Source organism: Rhizobium phaseoli, from assembly GCF_001664385.1.
Lineage (GTDB): Bacteria > Pseudomonadota > Alphaproteobacteria > Rhizobiales > Rhizobiaceae > Rhizobium > Rhizobium phaseoli.
This window is the reverse complement of the sequence record NZ_CP013532.1, coordinates 837,361-855,636: the sequence shown is the minus strand read 5'-3', so window position 1 is coordinate 855,636 and position 18,276 is coordinate 837,361. Positions and strand designations below refer to the sequence as shown.

14 protein-coding genes are annotated in these 18,276 nt (G+C 56.4%); 5 read left to right on the top strand and 9 right to left on the bottom strand.

Features of this window, described 5'->3' with window-relative positions; all coding sequences use genetic code 11:
• The first annotated feature begins 1 nt into the window (after position 1).
• A complete protein-coding gene (locus AMC88_RS04125) occupies positions 2 to 1,384 on the top strand; it encodes an SIR2 family protein (protein WP_064829875.1) in 1,383 nt (460 codons plus the stop codon).
• On the top strand, positions 1,381 to 2,439 hold the full coding sequence (locus AMC88_RS04120; RefSeq protein WP_237353166.1) for a phosphomethylpyrimidine synthase ThiC: 1,059 nt from the start codon (positions 1,381 to 1,383) through the stop codon (positions 2,437 to 2,439). The genes AMC88_RS04125 and AMC88_RS04120 overlap by 4 nt, the downstream gene beginning before the upstream one ends.
• Positions 2,440 to 2,668: 229 nt before the next feature.
• Here the strand turns inward: AMC88_RS04120 and AMC88_RS04115 are convergent, their stop codons facing one another.
• The 4 genes from AMC88_RS04115 to AMC88_RS04100 form a co-directional block, all read right to left on the bottom strand.
• The gene (locus AMC88_RS04115) at positions 2,669 to 4,495 is read right to left on the bottom strand and encodes an ATP-dependent helicase (protein ID WP_237353165.1); all 1,827 of its coding nucleotides are present in this window, start codon (positions 4,493 to 4,495) and stop codon (positions 2,669 to 2,671) included.
• Positions 4,434 to 6,215: an ATP-dependent nuclease gene (locus AMC88_RS04110; RefSeq protein ID WP_064829874.1), complete on the bottom strand. Its 1,782-nt coding sequence runs from the start codon at positions 6,213 to 6,215 to the stop codon at positions 4,434 to 4,436. The genes AMC88_RS04115 and AMC88_RS04110 overlap by 62 nt, the downstream gene beginning before the upstream one ends.
• Before the next feature lie 176 nt (positions 6,216 to 6,391).
• Complete coding sequence (locus AMC88_RS04105) at positions 6,392 to 6,847, bottom strand: hypothetical protein (RefSeq protein WP_064829873.1); 456 nt, start codon at positions 6,845 to 6,847, stop codon at positions 6,392 to 6,394.
• A gap of 585 nt (positions 6,848 to 7,432) precedes the next feature.
• A complete protein-coding gene (locus AMC88_RS04100) occupies positions 7,433 to 9,814 on the bottom strand; it encodes a type I restriction enzyme HsdR N-terminal domain-containing protein (protein ID WP_064829872.1) in 2,382 nt (793 codons plus the stop codon).
• A 156-nt stretch (positions 9,815 to 9,970) separates the two neighbouring features.
• On the opposite strand from AMC88_RS04100, the gene AMC88_RS04095 reads away from it, so the two are divergent.
• Entirely contained in the window at positions 9,971 to 10,816 is an 846-nt protein-coding gene (locus AMC88_RS04095; RefSeq protein ID WP_064829871.1) for a hypothetical protein, read from the top strand.
• A 266-nt stretch (positions 10,817 to 11,082) separates the two neighbouring features.
• On the opposite strand, the gene AMC88_RS04090 is transcribed toward AMC88_RS04095, so the two are convergent.
• From AMC88_RS04090 to AMC88_RS04080, 3 genes are read right to left on the bottom strand one after another with little or no spacing between them, the layout of a single operon-like run.
• Positions 11,083 to 11,496: a ubiquitination-like system serine protease family protein gene (locus AMC88_RS04090; protein WP_064829870.1), complete on the bottom strand. Its 414-nt coding sequence runs from the start codon at positions 11,494 to 11,496 to the stop codon at positions 11,083 to 11,085.
• Positions 11,493 to 12,668 carry a ThiF family adenylyltransferase gene (locus tag AMC88_RS04085; protein ID WP_064829869.1) on the bottom strand — a complete coding sequence of 392 codons (1,176 nt, stop codon included), beginning with the start codon at positions 12,666 to 12,668 and terminating at the stop codon, positions 11,493 to 11,495. The genes AMC88_RS04090 and AMC88_RS04085 overlap by 4 nt, the downstream gene beginning before the upstream one ends.
• On the bottom strand, positions 12,643 to 12,918 hold the full coding sequence (locus AMC88_RS04080) for a multiubiquitin domain-containing protein (RefSeq protein WP_064829868.1): 276 nt from the start codon (positions 12,916 to 12,918) through the stop codon (positions 12,643 to 12,645). The genes AMC88_RS04085 and AMC88_RS04080 overlap by 26 nt, the downstream gene beginning before the upstream one ends.
• 126 nt (positions 12,919 to 13,044) lie before the next feature.
• Between AMC88_RS04080 and AMC88_RS04075 the strand changes: the two genes are divergently transcribed.
• The gene (locus tag AMC88_RS04075; RefSeq protein ID WP_064829867.1) at positions 13,045 to 13,389 is read left to right on the top strand and encodes a hypothetical protein; all 345 of its coding nucleotides are present in this window, start codon (positions 13,045 to 13,047) and stop codon (positions 13,387 to 13,389) included.
• A 1-nt stretch (position 13,390) separates the two neighbouring features.
• Complete coding sequence (locus AMC88_RS04070; RefSeq protein ID WP_064829866.1) at positions 13,391 to 13,960, top strand: ImmA/IrrE family metallo-endopeptidase; 570 nt, start codon at positions 13,391 to 13,393, stop codon at positions 13,958 to 13,960.
• Positions 13,961 to 14,118: 158 nt separating this feature from the next.
• On the opposite strand, the gene AMC88_RS04065 is transcribed toward AMC88_RS04070, so the two are convergent.
• Complete coding sequence (locus AMC88_RS04065) at positions 14,119 to 14,853, bottom strand: hypothetical protein (protein ID WP_064829865.1); 735 nt, start codon at positions 14,851 to 14,853, stop codon at positions 14,119 to 14,121.
• Positions 14,854 to 15,663: 810 nt separating this feature from the next.
• Positions 15,664 to 18,057 (bottom strand): hypothetical protein, encoded by a 2,394-nt coding sequence (locus AMC88_RS04060; protein ID WP_150128073.1) that lies wholly within the window; start codon positions 18,055 to 18,057, stop codon positions 15,664 to 15,666.
• Positions 18,058 to 18,276 lie beyond the last annotated feature (219 nt).

Sequence of the window (18,276 nt, the reverse complement as noted above, 5' to 3'; positions counted from 1 at the left end):
GATGAATCCGACGATTTCAAAGGAAACGCTTGTTGAAGAAGTGAGTAAGGCGGCATTTACCGGAAACGCCGCCGCGTTCGTCGGCGCGGGCATCTCCACTCCCTCAAAGCTTCCGAACTGGATGGATCTATTGCGACCCTTGGCGGAGCCAATGGGACTGCTGATCAAAGAGGACGACGACCTTCCAGGGATCGCTCAATATATCGTTAACATGTCTGCTGGATCTCGCGCTTCGTTGTTCGCAAGAATTCAAACTGCCATTAAACAATCAAAGGCAAGGCCAAATCACTACCATCAGGCGCTCGCTCGGAGCGCCATCGATTTGGTCTGGACAACGAACTATGACGACCTCTTGGAATCGGCATATCCGGTTAGCGCTCCTGTTGTCCATTCCCGAGACACAGACATAGCGCACCACCATGAGCCGGGACGACGCGAAATTATTAAAGCGCATGGATGCATAAATCGCTCCTCTGCGGATGAACTTGTAATAACGCGCGAAGATTTTGAGGACTATTTCGTAAGACATCCACTCATGGCGGAGCGTTTGAGAAACGATCTTCAGCGAAAGACCTTTCTGTTTGCCGGCTACGGCTACGGTGACCCCAATATAGCTAATATTTTGGTCGAGGCGCGAAGGCTCGCGCATAAGGTGCCGAAACAGCGCTACATGCTTCAAAGGAGGGCTGATCCGAGCAAAGCTCCGGATGCTATTCAAAGGCAACAACAGTGGATCATGGATTTACGGCGAATTGGAATTGACTGCGCCATCGTAGACAACTTCGACGAGTACGCGGCCGTTTTGGATAGCATTGGACTCAGGTCGCGGGGCCCGACGATGTATGTTACCGGAGGTCACACCGCAAACAGCAAGCTGGCTGAAGACGTCGGCAGAGAGTTAGCCAAGCGAACCGATGTTTCAGTTGTCTTGTTTGATGGACAGTCCACAGGCGCAAGCCGGAACTTTATACAGGCATTTGTAGACCAGGCAGCCAAGGATAGGATCGATTTCCGTGAGCGGATTAGATACTTTGCGAACCCTTATGCCCGAGTTCCCGCTCTTTCGAACGATCCGCAACTCTTGCCACGCCTTAAGGAGTGGCGGGCTGAGATGCTTCGATCTGCTAACACCGTTTTAGCCTTCGACGGCGGAATGGGAACACGAGCAGAGGTCGAACTTGCGGCGGATCTCGGTTGCAACGTTCTGCTAGTCGCCGAAAACATCGCAGGTTCATCTGCTGATTTGGCCAAGATGGCACATATCAGGAAACTGCTTCCAGATGACAGCGCGTATCTCAGCGCCACCGATAGTGGAACTCCAATGCAAGCTGCCGAAATCATAGACTTGGCGTTAGCAAAAATGCCTCACTGGAGAAGCTGGTGACCACCATCTTTCGCCCAGATGGAGGCACTTTGAACGTTGGTCCTGGAAAGCCAACTCGCGTCAACGCATTGATCGGCGCCAGCCACCGCCGCAATGTTTCCGACCAGCTTCGCAAACTCGATGCTTTGCGTGAGGCGGCCGCGCCCTGCCAGGTCGTTTCCGATTTGAGCATCGTCCAAAACCAAACGCCCATTTGGAAAGCAATTCTTGATTTTGGGTACTTCGCTGCGACGTTACCGATCTACACGGTCGAACCTCGTCACGGAGGTATTGACGAACACGAACTACTGGATCGCGTCAGGGAACAGGCCGAAGGTGGAGTTGGTATCATCACCATTCATCCTACCCCCACACAGGAAATCATCTCGGAGGCACAATCTCGATTAGTGCCATTTACGTCGAGAGGCGGAGGCATTGTCATCAAAGACCTTGCGGTCTCGCGACGCCGGGAAAACGTTTATCTGCGCATATTGCCTGACATCATTGCTATCTGCCTGAAGTATAAAACCACGATCAGCCTTGGAGCTTCGTTCCGGTCTGCCAATATCTTCGACAGCGCCGATGCTGCACAGATGTCCGAAATCAGACTACAGCTCGAACTAGCCCAACAGATAAAGCGTGAAGGGGTTGGGGTCATCATAGAGTCCCCTGGTCATGCGCGGCCCAGTTCCATTGCGTTAATCGCGGACGCACTTTCATCAAGTGGTGTCCCAATTATGCCCTTGGGACCAATCCCCACAGACGTTGCCGTAGGGCAAGATCATGTTTCGTCTGCCATTGGAGCTACACTCATGGGCTTGAAAGGCGCCGCTCACATATTGGCTGCCGTTACGCGAGAAGAACACACGGGAAATATCCCGACAATTTCCTCGACAATCGAGGCCGTCAGGACTGCGGCTATAGCCGCCCACGTGATAGATATAGAGATGCTCGGAGCGATCGATGAAGATCTAGCAATAACTGAGCGGCGTGCTTCCACACGTACCTGCGTCGATGGAAAGGTTAGCAAGGGGTGCAATCGATGCGCCGCAAAATGTCCGCTTTACGCAGTGTAAGGCGGCGGAAATTATTTCCTTAACATCACGTCCGCGTAACATTTGCGATTAGGCAGTCGATCGACCGTCGTGTCGCCCACCAATGTGTCAGAGATGCGCTGCCGCTATTGCGTTCTGCTCGCTGGTCACCGGTGAGCGCCAGACGATAATGCGCTTACGACAATGGCGCGACGCCCCTCATGCTGGTCGAAGCTTTCTCATTTCCCGTGCGGGTGAAGCATACCCGCTATCAGTCTTGCTGGCTCCGCTTGAAAAGCTCTGCTACCCACGGTGAATGGTTGCCATCCTGATAGACGATTGCCAGCTCCTTTCTGGGCCGTGTCACGCCGACATAAAATAGCCGTCGCGCCTCGCGCAATGCACCTGGCGATCTCTTATCGCGTTGGCTAGGAATGGCCCCCGCATTCATGCCATAGAGAATGACTGCGTCGAACTCGCGGCCCTTCGCGCTATGCAGCGTGCTGAGGCTGACCCGCCCGGTCCCTTCGATCCGGCCGGCAAAGATGTTGAGGGCGATATCCTTGCCCTGTGCCGGGTCGGTACCGGTGACCATCTCAGAACAGACCTCCCATTCCTCCTGCGGGTTGCGCGCGATCGCACGCCACGGCGCGATTAGCTCCCGGCCGAGGCGCTGGAGCCAGAAATGGGTGGTCTCATCGCTGCCGATCCCGGACTTCAGAAACACGATAAGCTGGCCGGATAGCGCTTGTTCTTCAGCCTCGCCGCAGCGTCCGCCAAACACCAGCGCCTTTGCCTGCGATAGTAGGCGCGCATAAGGCGGATCAGCCTCGCGCCAGCCGCCAGTGACCCATCTCGCGCATCCTTCGACGAAGCGCGCGAGCCGCGAACTGCGCTTGATTAGCGCATTGCCGTCGGTGCGAATATAAGGAATATCCTTCGCATCGAGCGCGGCGGCAATCTTGTCGCCAAGCCAGGCGGCCCGATACAGGATTGCGACCTCCTCGGCTGGGTGGCGGTTGAGAAGAGTTGGAAGAATCTGATTGCTGATGGCCGCCGCTTGCGCATCAAGATCGCCTTTCACCTTCCAGAAGAACAGGTCGCCTTCGGGCGCACCGTCAAGACCGCGATAGTCTCGCTCTTCACCGAGCGCGCCGAGCGAAGCGCGAATGATCTTGGCCCCCGAGCGATAATTGAAACGTAGCTGGATCTCGCGGACGTCGGGCCTTGCGACAAGGCTTTGGAGCAGCTCAGGATTGGCGCCGTTGAAGCCGTAAATCGACTGATCGGCATCTCCGACCGCGAACAGACGCATGCCTCCAGCGAAGCACAAGAGCAGCACCAGTTCGTGTAGAGCATGGCCGAGGTCTTGATACTCATCGACGAACAGAACTGGGAACCGGGCACGCAGTGCTGTCCGGATCCAGCCATGCTGCTTGATCATGCGAAATGCTATCAACGGCATATCGTCGAAGTCGATCAGACCGTGGCGACGTAGCTCCGTCTCATAGGCGTCGATGAAATCGGCAAGCTCCGGATTGCGGCCGCGCCAGCCTGGCAGTGAGCGATCGACATCGCGACGCCGTTTCTCCTCCGCGAAGGTCCAGCGAGCGTGCGGGTCGAACTGATCGTTAAAGACGGCGGCATAGGCGGTCTCGACTGCTGCCCGACATTCAACGCGACTGGCAACGCGAAAATCGTCTTGAAGCAATCCAGGAATGCAATGCGCATAGGGCATGATCACTTGGGTGAGTGCGAAACTGTGAACGGTACCTATGAAGGTTCGGTCGCCGCTCGCGACGGCAAGAGCAGCCAAGCGCGTCTCGAGCTCGATAGCGCACTCGTTGTTGTAGGTGATGCACGCGACCCCGCGGGGATCCACGACATCCTCGACGAGGCAGCGCGCCATTGCCGTGGTTAACGTCTTCGTCTTGCCGCTACCGGGTCCGGCAAGGACGACACAATGCCCGCGCTCGTTTGCGGCGGCGCTCTGTTCGGCATTTCCGGCAAGCTCGGCGAGCGCAAGTGTGAGAGGTTTAGACACGGTCGGCCACGAACTTGATGGCAGAAGCGATATAGCCTGGCGGGTGTTGGCCAAAGGGCAGTTTGCGGGCGATCTTGGCGCTCAGACGCCCTTTTCCTATGTCTGTGATCATCGCGAGAAGCTGCGCCGGATCGACCGGCGCTCCGGCACGCCAGGCCGCAATACGCTTGGTGCGGACCGAGCCGAATCCCTGCTCTGAAAGGATATCGAGCAAGGTGCCGAGCAAGCCGGGGGTGTTAGCCACCGAGACCTCGAAGGTCTGGTCGTTCAGGAAGACGCCGCACTGCTCGAATGCTTTACTGAACGCTGCGAAGTCGGTCGCGTCCCAGGCCGCGCGCTTCTCGGCCGAAAGGACTTCTTTGCCCGATACCGATGCATAGGCATCCCAGATGTCGAGGGCGCGTGCCTTACCAAGCGGCGGCTTGGTGCCGTCGAGCGGATCCCAGTCGGTGATGACCGAGAAGGGAAGGCCGAGGCTGCCGGCGAGCTTGACATATGGCGTGAAATTGACGCCTGCGACATTAGACACGCTGATGCCAAGCCGATCGAGCTTATAGCCAATAGCATCGGCAAACGCTGGCATCAGCGTTTCCTCAGCATCGCCCTCGACAAAAATCACGCCACGCGAGAATAGCAGTTCCGAGCGCGTCGCCGTCAGGTAGCGTTCAATATCTTCAAGCTCGTCGGACGTTACCGGTAGGTTGGCGAGCGAGTAGGCGCCTGTCTTTCCGCCGTGCGCTTTCAAATGGACGATCGAGCGGAGCGGCGCGACCGCGGCAAGGGTGGGCGAATGGCTGGTGACGATCAGTGCCTGATTGGGATCACCGGCGTTGAATAGCTTCTCGAACACCCCTCGTTGGAGCTGGGGATGGAGATGAGCTTCGGGCTCCTCGATGCACAGCAATGAATAGTTGCGCTCATTTTTGGCGCGGCGCCAAGCGAACTCAGCAAGCTTCAGCGCGATCAACGCCACATTGGCGGAGCCAAGGCTTGCCTCGGCGATGCCGCGCTTGCCGTTGTCGACGAACATGGCGATCGAGCGGAACAGCCGAAGTGGATCGGCCGGCGCAAAACGCAGGCGTGCGTCGATGTCCTGCGCCTTGCCGGCGAGGCCGACGAGGCGGGAGCGCAGCTCATCCTCAAGCGCTTTGACCGTCGGAAAAGCTTCAAGCGTCTTGGTGGCGCGATCGAGGTCGGCGGCTACGGCTTCGAGCGACGTGCGGTCCACACCTGAAATTGCGTCTTCAAGTAGGGGCCGCAGTGGAGAGCTGCGCCACGACCCGAGCTGGCCTTCGGCGTCGCGCAGGGCATCGAGCATATCGAGCGCGATGCGGCGGCGCAGGCGGCTAGGAATCGCGCGCGCCTCGCTGCCGCCACCATAGACGACGAACTCGCAATCGGCGCCAGACTGCGGGGGACCGACTATCTCGGGCTTCTTGCGAAAAATATAGCTCAATCGGGCGATCGTCGGATCCGCGGCGATCCGGAAATCGGTGAGTAAGGCGGAATGGGCATCGTCATTGTCGAATTCTGCGAAGTCAAGGTGCACCTCGATCTGCGGCTCCTGGGTGAGATCGCAGCCATCCCAGAAGTCTGAGAGCTTGAGCTGGCGTGCCGCGTCGGAGAGCGTCGGGTCCAGTACGAGACGGATGGCGAAAAGCAGATTGCTCTTGCCGACGCGGTTCTCCCCGAGCACTACGACATTGCCCGCAAGCGCGATGTCGATCGACTCGAAGTTGCGGAAATTCCTAATGCTCAGCTTGGCCAGTCGCACGACATTCCCCTTCCATGCAATGCGATTCTTAGTTTAAATCAGAAAGATTCATGCATGAGTACGGATGTCAATTCGACTTCAAGTGCCAATATCGCTTTGAAAGGGGCTTTTGTTTTGCGAATAGCGGGAGATGCCCGTCACAAGTGCCACGGTGGGCAGATGGACCGTTCAACGATTTAGATCCGTGCCACAGGCTGGGGGTCTCGAACCTCATCTCTCATCTGCTTGAGCGAGCGCCAAACTTGCTCCCCGGGGAACTTCGCCTCCCAATAGTTCCAACCATTAAGCTGTGTCTTCTTACCCTCCTTTGTTTCCGCAAGGGCATTGGCAGCGGCAGACAAAGAATCAAAACTCTTCCCGTTAACGATTAGCCGGCCGTTCGAAAATCTACCCTCATAGACCTGCCGCCCTCGCTGATAAGACATCCGAGCAAGAGAGCCGTGAGGGACACTCACGCCATCTTCATGCCACGCCAAACCTTCATCAGGCCTCGAAATCGTACTCGGTTGCTCCTGTATTTCTGGAAGTTTTAGCAAGCGGCGAAGGGCAATGTAGGGCGGCTCATCAAACCCCCTCCGCTCGCCTTCGATAATTCGATGAATATCCCAATCGATGTCAATCTTCTGGAACATGGCGTTCTCCATTGTAGATCTTTCTTTTATCACCTCCTATTACTTTTACAAGGAGATTAAAAGTAAATAGAAGAATTGCGTGCTGGATTTGTGAGGCCTCATCAATGGCAAGGTGGCGCGCGCAGGCGATAAGACGATGGCAATGTCGGCCCCAAAGGCGGAAATCATTGCCGCTAGACCCGCCTGTTGACTGATGCCCAAAGCCAGGGCACAAAGGTGGTATCCACGGTCGCTCGCGGCGGGAAAATATAGGGAATTCAAAGGCGATTTAGCTAAGCCATTGAAATCATGTGAGAATCCAAGGTCCCCAGGCAAGCTATTTTTGGACCTATTTCTTCCGTTCAATCGCTAACATTCTCCACCACAAAAAGCGACGTCTTTGCAGCTACTTGGCGCGATTTCACGTCAAAACCGTGTGACGTCCTCCAAATCCCAGGGATGCTTCGAGCTCTGCGAAAAAGCGGCTGGGGATCCTGTTCAACAGCATAGATTGAGTCGTAAGGAATGACATTATTTGGGCCGCTTGCGGACTGGCGGCTTCTAACGTCGGTGGGAAGGTAGCGGACGTTCACTCTACCGCGCAACCTAGTAATGCATACGGGAAAAATTGTCGATCGCAGGAAGAACCCTGCTCTTCCTAACAGCATCCGCCCAACGCGCCGCCACGGTGGCGCCTCTGTCCGCGATGGCCAGGAGAGCAATATCAATGCGCACGAGCAACGGCAGCGATTGCCGGTTAATCACATCGTCAATCCACTCTTCGGCGCCTTCTTGTTCCGCGCCGAGAAACTTCAGAAGTGAAAACGTGATCGGCTCCACAATGCCTGCAGCATGGCATACGATCGCGCCGTGATCTTCCATGTGGTGCATGGGGACCATGTTCATATCGATGTCTTGAACTGGACGTCGTAGCGCCATTGGTGCTGTTCCGATCTCCATAAGCAAAGCGGGATCAGCGCGACCAAGAATGCTACCTCCAGGTTCCTGAAGGATGAACGGATGTCCGGCGAGATGAGAGAGGATCATCCAGCTCTCCATATCGCCGTAGATATCGCCTTCATCGAACTCGTCAAAGTCGACGACCGCTCGTTGGCCGCGGCCTTCGACGACGATTTTGCCATTTCCTTGGATGGTGAGGTTGATCCGACCCGCATCCGGGTGGCTCATGGCAAACTTCATTCCCGGCTTGAGTTTATCCGCGCGCGGCTTTGTGTTGAGCATATGCTCGATAAAATTCAGGGATATGCTCCCACCCAGTGCGGCACAATCGAAGAGCGCCTGCGCGCCGATCACATCACCAAGCGCTATGCGGGCACATCGTGTAATGAGCCATTCCGCCGCCGCTTCTGGATCATGCATGCGCTCCTTGAGTTCGCCGGCAAGGTGAAGTGCGATCTCAGAGGCCAGCAACTCGGGAATCCTGGCGACAATGATCGAGTCATTATCATCGTTTATGCTGTGTTTCGCAAAACCCTTGTCAATCAGCTCATCAAGTTCGCTCGGAGACATGAATTTCAGCAAAGTGCGGCGGCGAACGACGAACGCCTCCAAGGATTGCAAGGCGGTTGCGATCTGCCGTCCGCCTTCCTCGTCATCCTTCAAAACGGCTTCGGCAAGAGCCTGATAGCTATGCCGAATATCATGATGCCCTTCAAATCGCGTTCTCGCCTTGCGCAGCAAGTCCGGCCCCATGAGCGGCGGAAGGCCCGCCATCAATGATTCATCGGCATATTTCGGATCATCGACGATTTCAGACACGAGGGACCGCAGCACCCAAGGCACTCTATATTCAGCGGCGGACTTGGCGCCATTCATCAGCCCGATCCGCCGGTCCAGTAGAAGATCAACAGCCGCCCCGAATTCACGCTCGTTGAGGAGACCTAGTGTGACCTTGGATGCACGTCGCCCGATATTCGTGGCCTTGCGGCCTGTCTCATTCTTGGTCAGGCGCTGTGTAACCGTATCATCCAGGCCAAGGATCATGCGGAGCTGATCTCCGAACCGGTTTCCAGAGAGTTCTTCGATATCCTTGCGAACCGCGTTACGCGGCGTTCCAATCCCGTCGATCGCCAGAACAAGCGCATGTCCACCCTGGTGAGACATCCTCACTAGCCAGGCGCGCGTGTCATCGGTTGATACATTCCATCCCAGCTCATCAGCCAGAATGGCGGTTATGGTTTCCACGATCCCGTTATCGCCATGGCTGTCTGCTTCCACAAACAAAACGGCCATATCGTCCGCATTCTTCTGAGAGGTTGCGATCTCGCGCAGAACGCTGCTCTTGCCTGAAAGGGCCGCACCTTCGAGTATCGTGATGCGCTTGGGACGGCGGACCTCGTGCAGCACCGCGTCCGCTGCTCTGCGAGGGATCAAAAAGCCTTCGACAAACGGCTTATCGAACTCATCCCAGTCTCCAGTCATGTCGGACAGGACAGTTTCGGTAGCGGCACGGATCGCATCAACCCACACTGCGGAGCCGGGGCCAAGCAGGACCTCTACGGCGTGATCGAGGTCAGCGGCCGCGATTGCTCCGGCCGCGGCCATGAGCTTCTGTACAGCCTGTTCGGATTGCGTTTCCGGTTGCCATTCCATGCCGGAATGTGTTTCGAGAATGACCTGCTCGGCTCCGTTGCTCACGATCACCAGAGGCGGACGTGGATGAAGCATCCGCGCATACGACAGTCCCTGGTCCCTATCTTCAGGGAGCAATTCCAGCCCTGGACGTTTGAGTTCCAAAACCGCGACGGGGATTTCATCCTTTGTTATGAGAATGTCCGCGCGCGCTTGCGCCTGGGAAACTTTCGCCCCGTCTATCTCGACGGTTTTGTGACCGAACTTGAAAGCGAATTTGGTCTGGTGCTTCAGACTGCCCGGCGGCAGCCACGGGAAGGCTTCAAGGAGTACCGCATCGATACGAGATTCCAAGTCGGATTCAGTTGGACCTACAGTAACGGCTTGAACTTCCAAAAATCCTCCTGCCCGCGCAATGCCTCTTAGGCATCGCAGCAGCTATTTGTTATGAAAATTACGTGGCAATCTTAATAATACTCACAAATATCATCGCTTGAGGTCAAGACATCGGCGAAGCATCTTTATCTCGACGATGCCAAGAAAGGATAGACCATGAAAATGGAGGGGGGCTGGAGGTTTGACTCGCCGGGAGCGATGCCGCGCGAAGCCGTCATTGAGTTTGATACCCTTATAGGAAAGGTCGCCGCGCAAGGTAACAGGTGGGCGATCTTCGAACACTTCAAACGCTATTTCGCGGGGGCTTGCGGCAGCACGGCGAACCGCAGTTCGGCGGAAAGCTGGGCGGAATCCGACTTGAACAATCTCCTATGGCAGGCTTCGGACAACGCACCTCTATTTATCGAGGCCTTTTATGACGGCTGCGAGGCGCTGCGCGGCGACGACTTTACCTTGCCCGAGATCGGCCGGATCAATCGCATCCTTGCGGAGCATCAAGCCGGCTTCGAGATACGGCTGCCCGCGATCGTCGCCGTCGGTGTCCATGAGCCTATTCAGGTTCCCGAGCGCTATCAATCGCTCGACGAACAGGCGCAGGAACTTGTGCAGCAGTCGCTCCGGGACTCCGAACGGTTGCTTTCCGAAGGGCATCCGCGGCAGGCAGTGCAGGAGATATTGTGGCTAATGGAATCCGTGCTAACCGCCTTCAAGGGATTGAGTGCGGGCAAGACAACGATCGAAGCCAAATACTTCAACAAGATTGCGCTCGAACTCCGGGCTAAGATGAAGGGACAGACAATCGAGCAGGTCTTGACTTGGCTGACCACCCTGCATGGCTACTTGTCATCCCCTACGGGCGGGGGTGTTCGCCATGGCGTCGACCTCAAGAGCGGCATCACCATCGATCCAGATGAAGGCCGTCTGTATTGCAACTTGATCCGCAGTTACGTCACATTCCTCATGGCGGAGCATGAGCGATTGAGTCGTGCGGCTCAGGGGTAACTAATCACCTGATTGAAAACCATCCGCTCGTGAAAGCCTGCTTCGTCTGGAGCCGTCCGTCGCCCTCACAAGCTGAGGGGCGGCGGTGGAAACAGCCGAAGCGATGGCCTGCTTTGGTGGTGCGCTCCCGAGCCCTCAAAAACTCGCGCAAAGGGTCGCCACCCGCATGAGCGGAGACCCTGCGAGCTTCCAGCGAGGTAGTCGCTTCGGGCAACGCCCAGAGCCAGGCTCAATTCGTCCGGCACGGTCACTGCGGCCCTGGTCCATCAACCTCTGAACCAACCGGCAACCTTCGCCGCAACAGCATCGATGAACCGAACGAACAGCCGGCGCGGCTGCGGCACCATCGCCTCGACATCACGCCGGTCGCGCGCCTTCACGGCAACAATCTTCTCTGCCGACATTGCTGCAGCCCATCGCACTTGGTTGCCGGTGATCCAGTAGTGCGAACGGCAAGGAAAACTCCAGTTCCCGACCGAAGGGCTCAAGGACGCGGCAACCCCGCTTTCGACAAGCCGCCACTTGGCAGGGTTCAGAGGCGTCACCACCTCCAGCCCGCAGCCACAGCAGCACAGATGCGAGGCCGTCGAATATCGCTTCGAAATGTATAAGACACCCGGCGAAAGATGCGCCGGGATGAATTCAACGAATTCAGGTCTTATCTGGTCGATCCGGGTCATTTGCTACCTTCATAAACGATGCCGCCAGCGGCGATGCCGAAGCCGGTGTAATATTGCTCGCGCGTGTCCTGATAAAAGTCGAACAGCTTTTTCCACTGAACCACGGCAATCGCCGAGTTGAGCGCGTTCAGTTCGGCGATCTGGATGTTGCTGACATACTCGTTCGCCCCGCCATCACCATCCGCATAGGAGATATGCGGCGCTGCCTGCGTGCGCGTCTCGGCCGTGCTCGTCGTCGTACGAACAATGCCGCAGAGCTTACCGTCGACCAACATGACGCCCATGCCAACCTCGACGAACGAAATGCCGTTGGCGACCAGGCGCTCGACGATCTTTTCTTTCACGGTTCCTCGATCGACGCAGACGAAGACGAAATCGAGCCCATCCAGAAGATGGAGATTCGTCTCGTCCAGGTAGACATCATGGGCAATGATGCCGTGCCGCATTTTATCGTAGATGGCCTTGAAGTAGTGGACCTTCTTCGGCTTGGCCGCGAGTTCTTCATGCCTCGGCGCGCCAGGTGAGCGAAAGGCGTTATGCTGCGAGTAGACGTCGCCATCGAAGGTATGAATCTCGGCGACGGGCGTCTTGACGACGAGGTCCAGCACATAGCTGCCGGTCCCGCCAAGGCCGATGATCCCGATCTTCAGGCCAGCAACCTTCTCGTTGACCGCCCCGATACCGGCGCGGCTCGTCGCCGTGTCGACATACTTGAAGACCTCACCGTCACCATCGGCAACAATCGCGGGAAAAGTCAGTGCGGTCGCCTGCGGGTCGACCTTCGTCGCCTCACCGGTGATGCGCCCGAGATAGGTCGTGATCTTGTGGTGATAGTCGCGATATTGTGCTTTGGCCGAAAAGGTGAAGTCGGCCTGCACCCCGTTGCCGAAGCTCTGGGCGGCGGACGGGTTCTCGATGGATGTGATCTTCCGGCCGTCGCTGTGGCACGGGTGCTCACCGGTCCAGAACGCCCGGTGATCGCCGGGCGCGGTGGTCACGTCATCGGACATTTCCAGCGTAGAAATCAGGATGCCGTCATAGCGGACGGCAGCCTGGGACGTGACATAGGGCACGTTACGAACGAGAAGGTATCCACCCCGGATTTCGAGGTCATACCCTTCGTTCTGGAGGCGGAGCAGGTCCGCGCTACGAGCGATTGGTCGGCGTGACATCGAATTCCATCCCTTCCTTCGGCTTGACGGACTGCCCCTCGACGAGGGACCCGGCGGGCTTGTTGCCGTGCCCGCGGGTGTACTGGATCGTGAACTGCACGCCGTCGCCGGTGGGCGGGTTTTCGAAGGCGAGCGCGACGACTTCCGCGAAGGTCAGGTCATCGTTCTTGGGAACCGACTTGCGACGACCGTTGACGATAATCGTAACGGATTTCGGTTCGGGGGCAGGACGTTCTTCAGGCTGGGCCATAGTTATTCCTTTCTGGCAAAATTGCCGGTCGACAGGCCAATTGCGAAATCGCAACTGGTTTGATATTATCAAAAAGGAACAAAATTGCAAGATCTCAATTTATTGCTATATCGCAACGGAGAACAAATGACCGACAGGTTCGACAACGAGGCGTTCTTTGCGGCCCTCAATGCGGCACGTCTAAGCCGACAAAAAACGTGGAAAGAGGTGGCGGCGGAAGCCGGTATCAATGCCTCTACCCTGACCCGCATGGGCCAGGGCGCGAAGCCGGACGTGAATGGGCTGGCTGCGCTGCTCGCCTGGTCCCGCCTAAAGGCAGAGATGTTCATAAAGGGCGCGGAAGCAACCGAACCAGAGCCGATCGCACGAATCACGGCCCTCTTGCGCGCCGACCCGAAACTGACGTCGGACAAAGCCAAGCTAATGGAAGATATCGTCGTCAGCACTTACAACAGATTGAAGGATAGCTGAGTTGGGATTCAGGCGGGGGTTCAAGGCGGAAGCAAACCGCATCGCACTTCGGGTCCGGCAACAGATGGACTTGTCGCCACACGCGCCAATCGACCCGATCGCCGTGTGCGCCCATTTCGAGATCGAGTTGCTCCAGTTGAGTGACGTGGAACCCGAAAGTCCGTTTCTCGGGGAGCATCAGGATGCCTTCTCGGCAGTCACCGTGCCGCGTGGCCTTGCCACCGCGATCGTGCACAACGATCGCCATCACCCGTACCGGCAGCGCAGCAACATTTGCCACGAGCTCGCCCATTGCTTCCTCGGCCACGAGTGCGCACCGGCTCTCCTTGAGAACGGTGACCGCTCGCGCGACGGGGGAATGGAGGCCGAAGCAAACTTTCTCGCTGGCGTCCTGCTGATCACGAACGAAGCCGCCAACAGGATCATGCTCGATGGATTGTACCATCAGGCTCAGGGCATCTATGGGGTCAGCAAACCCATGCTGGATTTCCGGTTGCGCGTGAGCGGCGCGCAAACGATCCACCAGCGCCGCATGGGGGCAGCGGGGCGTTCATCGTTGGTAAGCTCCTGATCGTCACCCGAACGATCCGGGCCCGGACTGCGTCTCAAGCGACCGATGATCCGGCCATTCAAACGTGACCGCCCGCCGCTCGGCCAAAGCCTTCACCCGCTCACCCCCGATTTTCCCCGTCGCCTGACCTCGGCTCGAATAACCCGCGCAGGCCCGCCTCACTTGTTGCGGTTGGCGTCCGTGATGCGAAGACCGTAGTCACGCTCCAGCATTTCGACAACTTTGACCAGCGCCCGAAAGATGCCCAGCTCGTTGCTGCCGAACTGATAGCGTCCCGTCATCAGCACCTCCGGATCGATGTCCGCAGGGACGTATCGGCGCTTTAAGCTCTCGTCGCCCTTGTCGAATTTTACGGGATATCGGAACGACCGCCCTTCACCTTCCCAGATGCCCCCTGGGCCGTAGTTCTGGATATTGGCGTTGTAGCATTCGTCTCCGATGATGCCTTCCATATCGATCAGCAGATTCTTGATCGGCTCGATCCTCGCCCGAAGATCCCTGACGTAAATAAATCGCCGGGCGCCTGCCACGACATGATCGCGCTGCCCCGTGAAGTCATCGGGGAATGACTGCTCGGCTTCATTTTTCAGTCGGGAGATTTCTTTGGCGGGCACACCGTCGAACCTGGCGGCATGCAGTTCTTGAAAAGCTTCGATTTCAAGTTTGGCCATGGACAGCCGCTCGTCCCAGCCCTCGGAAATCTCAGAGACAGCGGCAATGATGCTTTCACGAAAGCTGGCAGCAGTCCCGAAGTCCAGCGCTTCAAGCTCAAGATATGCGGCTGTTTCGGTTTCGATAGTGTGGGCAACCATAACGGCATCATCGTCCCAGCCATCGATTGCCGACTGCCTGATGGCGGCAGCAATATCACTGGGTATTTTCTTGTTCTTCATCGGCAACCTCCTCGGGACACTGACATTTCTGCATGCCTGCCGCAGAACTAGCCACCGATTTCTTCACGCATATTTCCCGTTATCGGCATTTGATAACATTGCGGTCCTGACAGTCCCTACCTTTCCCTCTCGAAATCATCCTCACGCCCACGACGGGCCCGACGCTCCCTGCTCTTTTCGGTGACCGCTACGATAACTGAATGGCATGACTTGAACGACAGAAATGTGGGCGCAAAGCGGACGTCTATGTGGTTTGTCACCTGCTCGCGAATTCGCCACTAGAGCGGAAATTATTGCCGCTCGCCCGTCCTGTTGACTGATGCCCAAAGCCAGGGCACAAAGGTGGCATCCACGGTCGCTCGCGGCAGGAAAACAGAGGGGATTTCAAGGCTTCTTCGCTAAGCCATTGAAATCATGCGAGAATCCAAGGTCCCCAGGTGGATCGTCTTTTGAAGCTATTTTTTGTTTCAGTAGCTCCTTTTCCTCACCAGAAAACGTGTCGTCTTTTCAGGTACTTGGCACGTCAGTTAGAATGTAACCGCTCCCCAGATGTCAAAGAAGCTTAGAGCTCTCAAAATAACGGCTGGGGACCCTGTCCGAGTGCTTCAAATAGTCTGTGATCAACGACGAGTTTGGGGCCGAAGGCCGCCCGTCGCTTTGCGCACCCAAAGTGGAAAGGCACACATTCGCTGCATGATGCGCCCGCCCAAATCTCACCCAAGGCGGACGGGGCTGGAAGAAAAGCCACGACCAGGTCGCTAAAGTCTCACCGCAACGACGGTGCCGCGTCGAGCAAAACTTGTCCCTCGCCTATTCGTGAACGCGAACCTCTATGGTTGCCGTCTCAGCTTCCCCCGAAGCACCTTCCAAGCTGCCGGAGACCGTCCGGTACGTACTGCTATAGCGAACGCGGAAGCCTGCCGGAAGCAATACGTTCAGCGCCTTCGTCGCGTCGGCAGAACCAAAGCGGCCAAGAACAACTTCCATCTTCGGAATCACTGGATTGTGAACATCGTCCAAGATTTCCAGCCGTACTGTCGCGCTCTGCACCTTTTCCCCCTTGTACTCATCCGAAAGATTCCGGACAAGTAAGGTGTACCGCTTCCAATTTTGGTCTACGAACCTTAGCTTCTCCTTTGCAGGCAGCTTCCCATTGGGATCAAATACTGCGTGGACCCAGACGGCAGAAGCTTTGACCGAGGTAGGAACTGCAGCGCTTGCTCTAGGTGCTATCTCAAGCGCCGGCTGCAACACCACTGAACTCACGTCATTTCCAACAGCAATGATCGAAAGTGGCACATCCGCCGTATTCGTGACTTTATCGCGCGAAAACTCAATAGCTGCGTCCATGCGCAATCCGTAGAGCCCTAACGTTGCTACGATTGGCGGCACCGAGTTGCCCGACAGTTGCAAGCCAGCGAGTTGCCAATCGATTTTGACTGGAACACCGGGCGCACGATTTAACTGCTCAAGCAAAACCGAGAAATAGTCTTCCGTAGTTCTTACCGTAAACGAGAATACCGAGTGATCCAGTTGCACGGCGTCAACGATCGTCCAGTCTCTAGCCTGCGACTGTCGCAACGTAAACCGAGCATCACGAACCAAGCCCGAAAATTCCAAGCCTCGAGCCTCGAGCGCCTTTCTCGCGGCTAACTTCATGTCGTCTGAGCACGTAAATTCCGCGAGGAAGTTTAAGTAAACATTTCGATCCCCACTATCCCCACCATCAACCCACACAGTTGCGAATTTAGTATCGGTAAAACCACCGCCTGCTGGGAGAAGCCGCAGGCTATTTGGAACTAACCAAGTCTGCAAAGACGCGGCAGATCCTATCAGCGTCGCGTTTTGCAAAACCGGTGACTCGTCAAAATCTTCACCAGGGATCACAAAGTGAAGAGAGCCAAGCTCGTTGCGAACTGCCAAAAGGTCATTCAAGACCCCCTTCAAGCGAGAAGAGGTTGTCGAAGTTGGGTCGGTCAGCAGTTGGCCACCAAAAGCTGAAATTTCTCTGAGGAGTCGGGCGATCTTCACTCGATCACTTCCCAAACGCAGCGTACTAAGGGTCGACGATAAACGTTCCGCTGCCGCTAACTGCCACTGCTCAAGGACATGGAGGTCGAAAATCGCATTTGACCGACGCAGATCGGTCGTTACATATCCTCTTTGCCTGCCCGCCTGATTGAAAGCGGCAAAGATATCGGGTTGAAGGGCGCCACCTGGATTGCGTGCCAGTTCAAATGTTACCAGCGCCCGCCACTTCTTGAGGATTTCCTGAAGGCACGCTGCAGATCTCGTGAGATCAAGAAGTTCTTGTGAATTTGGGTTTGCACGATCTACATGCTTCGTTGCAAATCTTAGTACGGTGATTGTAATCGGACATGTCCCGTCGCTCTGATTCAACCCAAACGCCGCCGCAATCCTGAGTGAACGCGTTGCAAGTCGTTCGCCGATTGATATATTGCTTGCGGCTATCGCCGCTGGCACAAATTCATTCGTTGAATAGACCGTCAAAACTGGCTTTGCGTAGAAATCGACTGCATCGATAATCCCAACCTTTTCTTCAGTTGCGCTCTGTTCAACGGTTAGCCGGTTAACCGCGAGAAGGAAAAATGGGCCTTCGAATGCTTCGGAGTCTGGCCGAAAAGTGGCGGAGAAAGATCCGTCCAAAGAGAGCGAATTTCCCACAAAATACGTCGTGTGATCGTGCATTCTCCCGGTTGGCCACGCCGGTTCAAGTAAGTCTGGAACTGGCCACTGGATAGGACTCCCTTTGACGGTTTGATCCCAGAAATAAATCGCGCGGGCTTGATCGAAAAGAAACTGAGGAGCTTGGCCTCCCCAATTGTCCCAACTTTCATAGCTTGGCGTGCCGCTGGGGCTCTCTGCCCTCGGGCCAGCAGCGTCCCTATTGACCAGTGGTGGAGGCCACGACGTCCGTGAAATAGAAGCCGGCTGAATCTGGGTGTTTGAATGTCCGAGGGCGGCAGCCACCTCCAGAACCGATAAGTTGCTTCCGGCTGTAGCCTGGAGGAGAAACAAATTCGTTAAGCTTTTCTTGTCACCGGACCTGTTTATTACATCATATAGCCATGTAGCAGCCTCTTGTTCCTCGCGAACGCAATGCATCTTGCTCTCAAAGCTGCTCGCTTCGGAAAGCCATCTCCAATTGTCCTCGCCGCACAAAGGTATTTTTGTTGTGTCCAAGGAGAAAATCCGGTGGTCAAGCCAACCGAGCTGAGCGCTTCTGTACATTAGAAGGAGCCTGAGTTGTAGAGTTGGGCTGGCACTTTGCAGGCGACCGAGAAGGTCGCTACCTAATGGTCCGGGCCGGCCCAGTTCACTTAAGAGTTGCTGCGGCCGCGGCTCGGCTGCTCGCGCCGATTTGCTCCCGATCCACAATTGAGACACGGTCTCCTGCGCAGC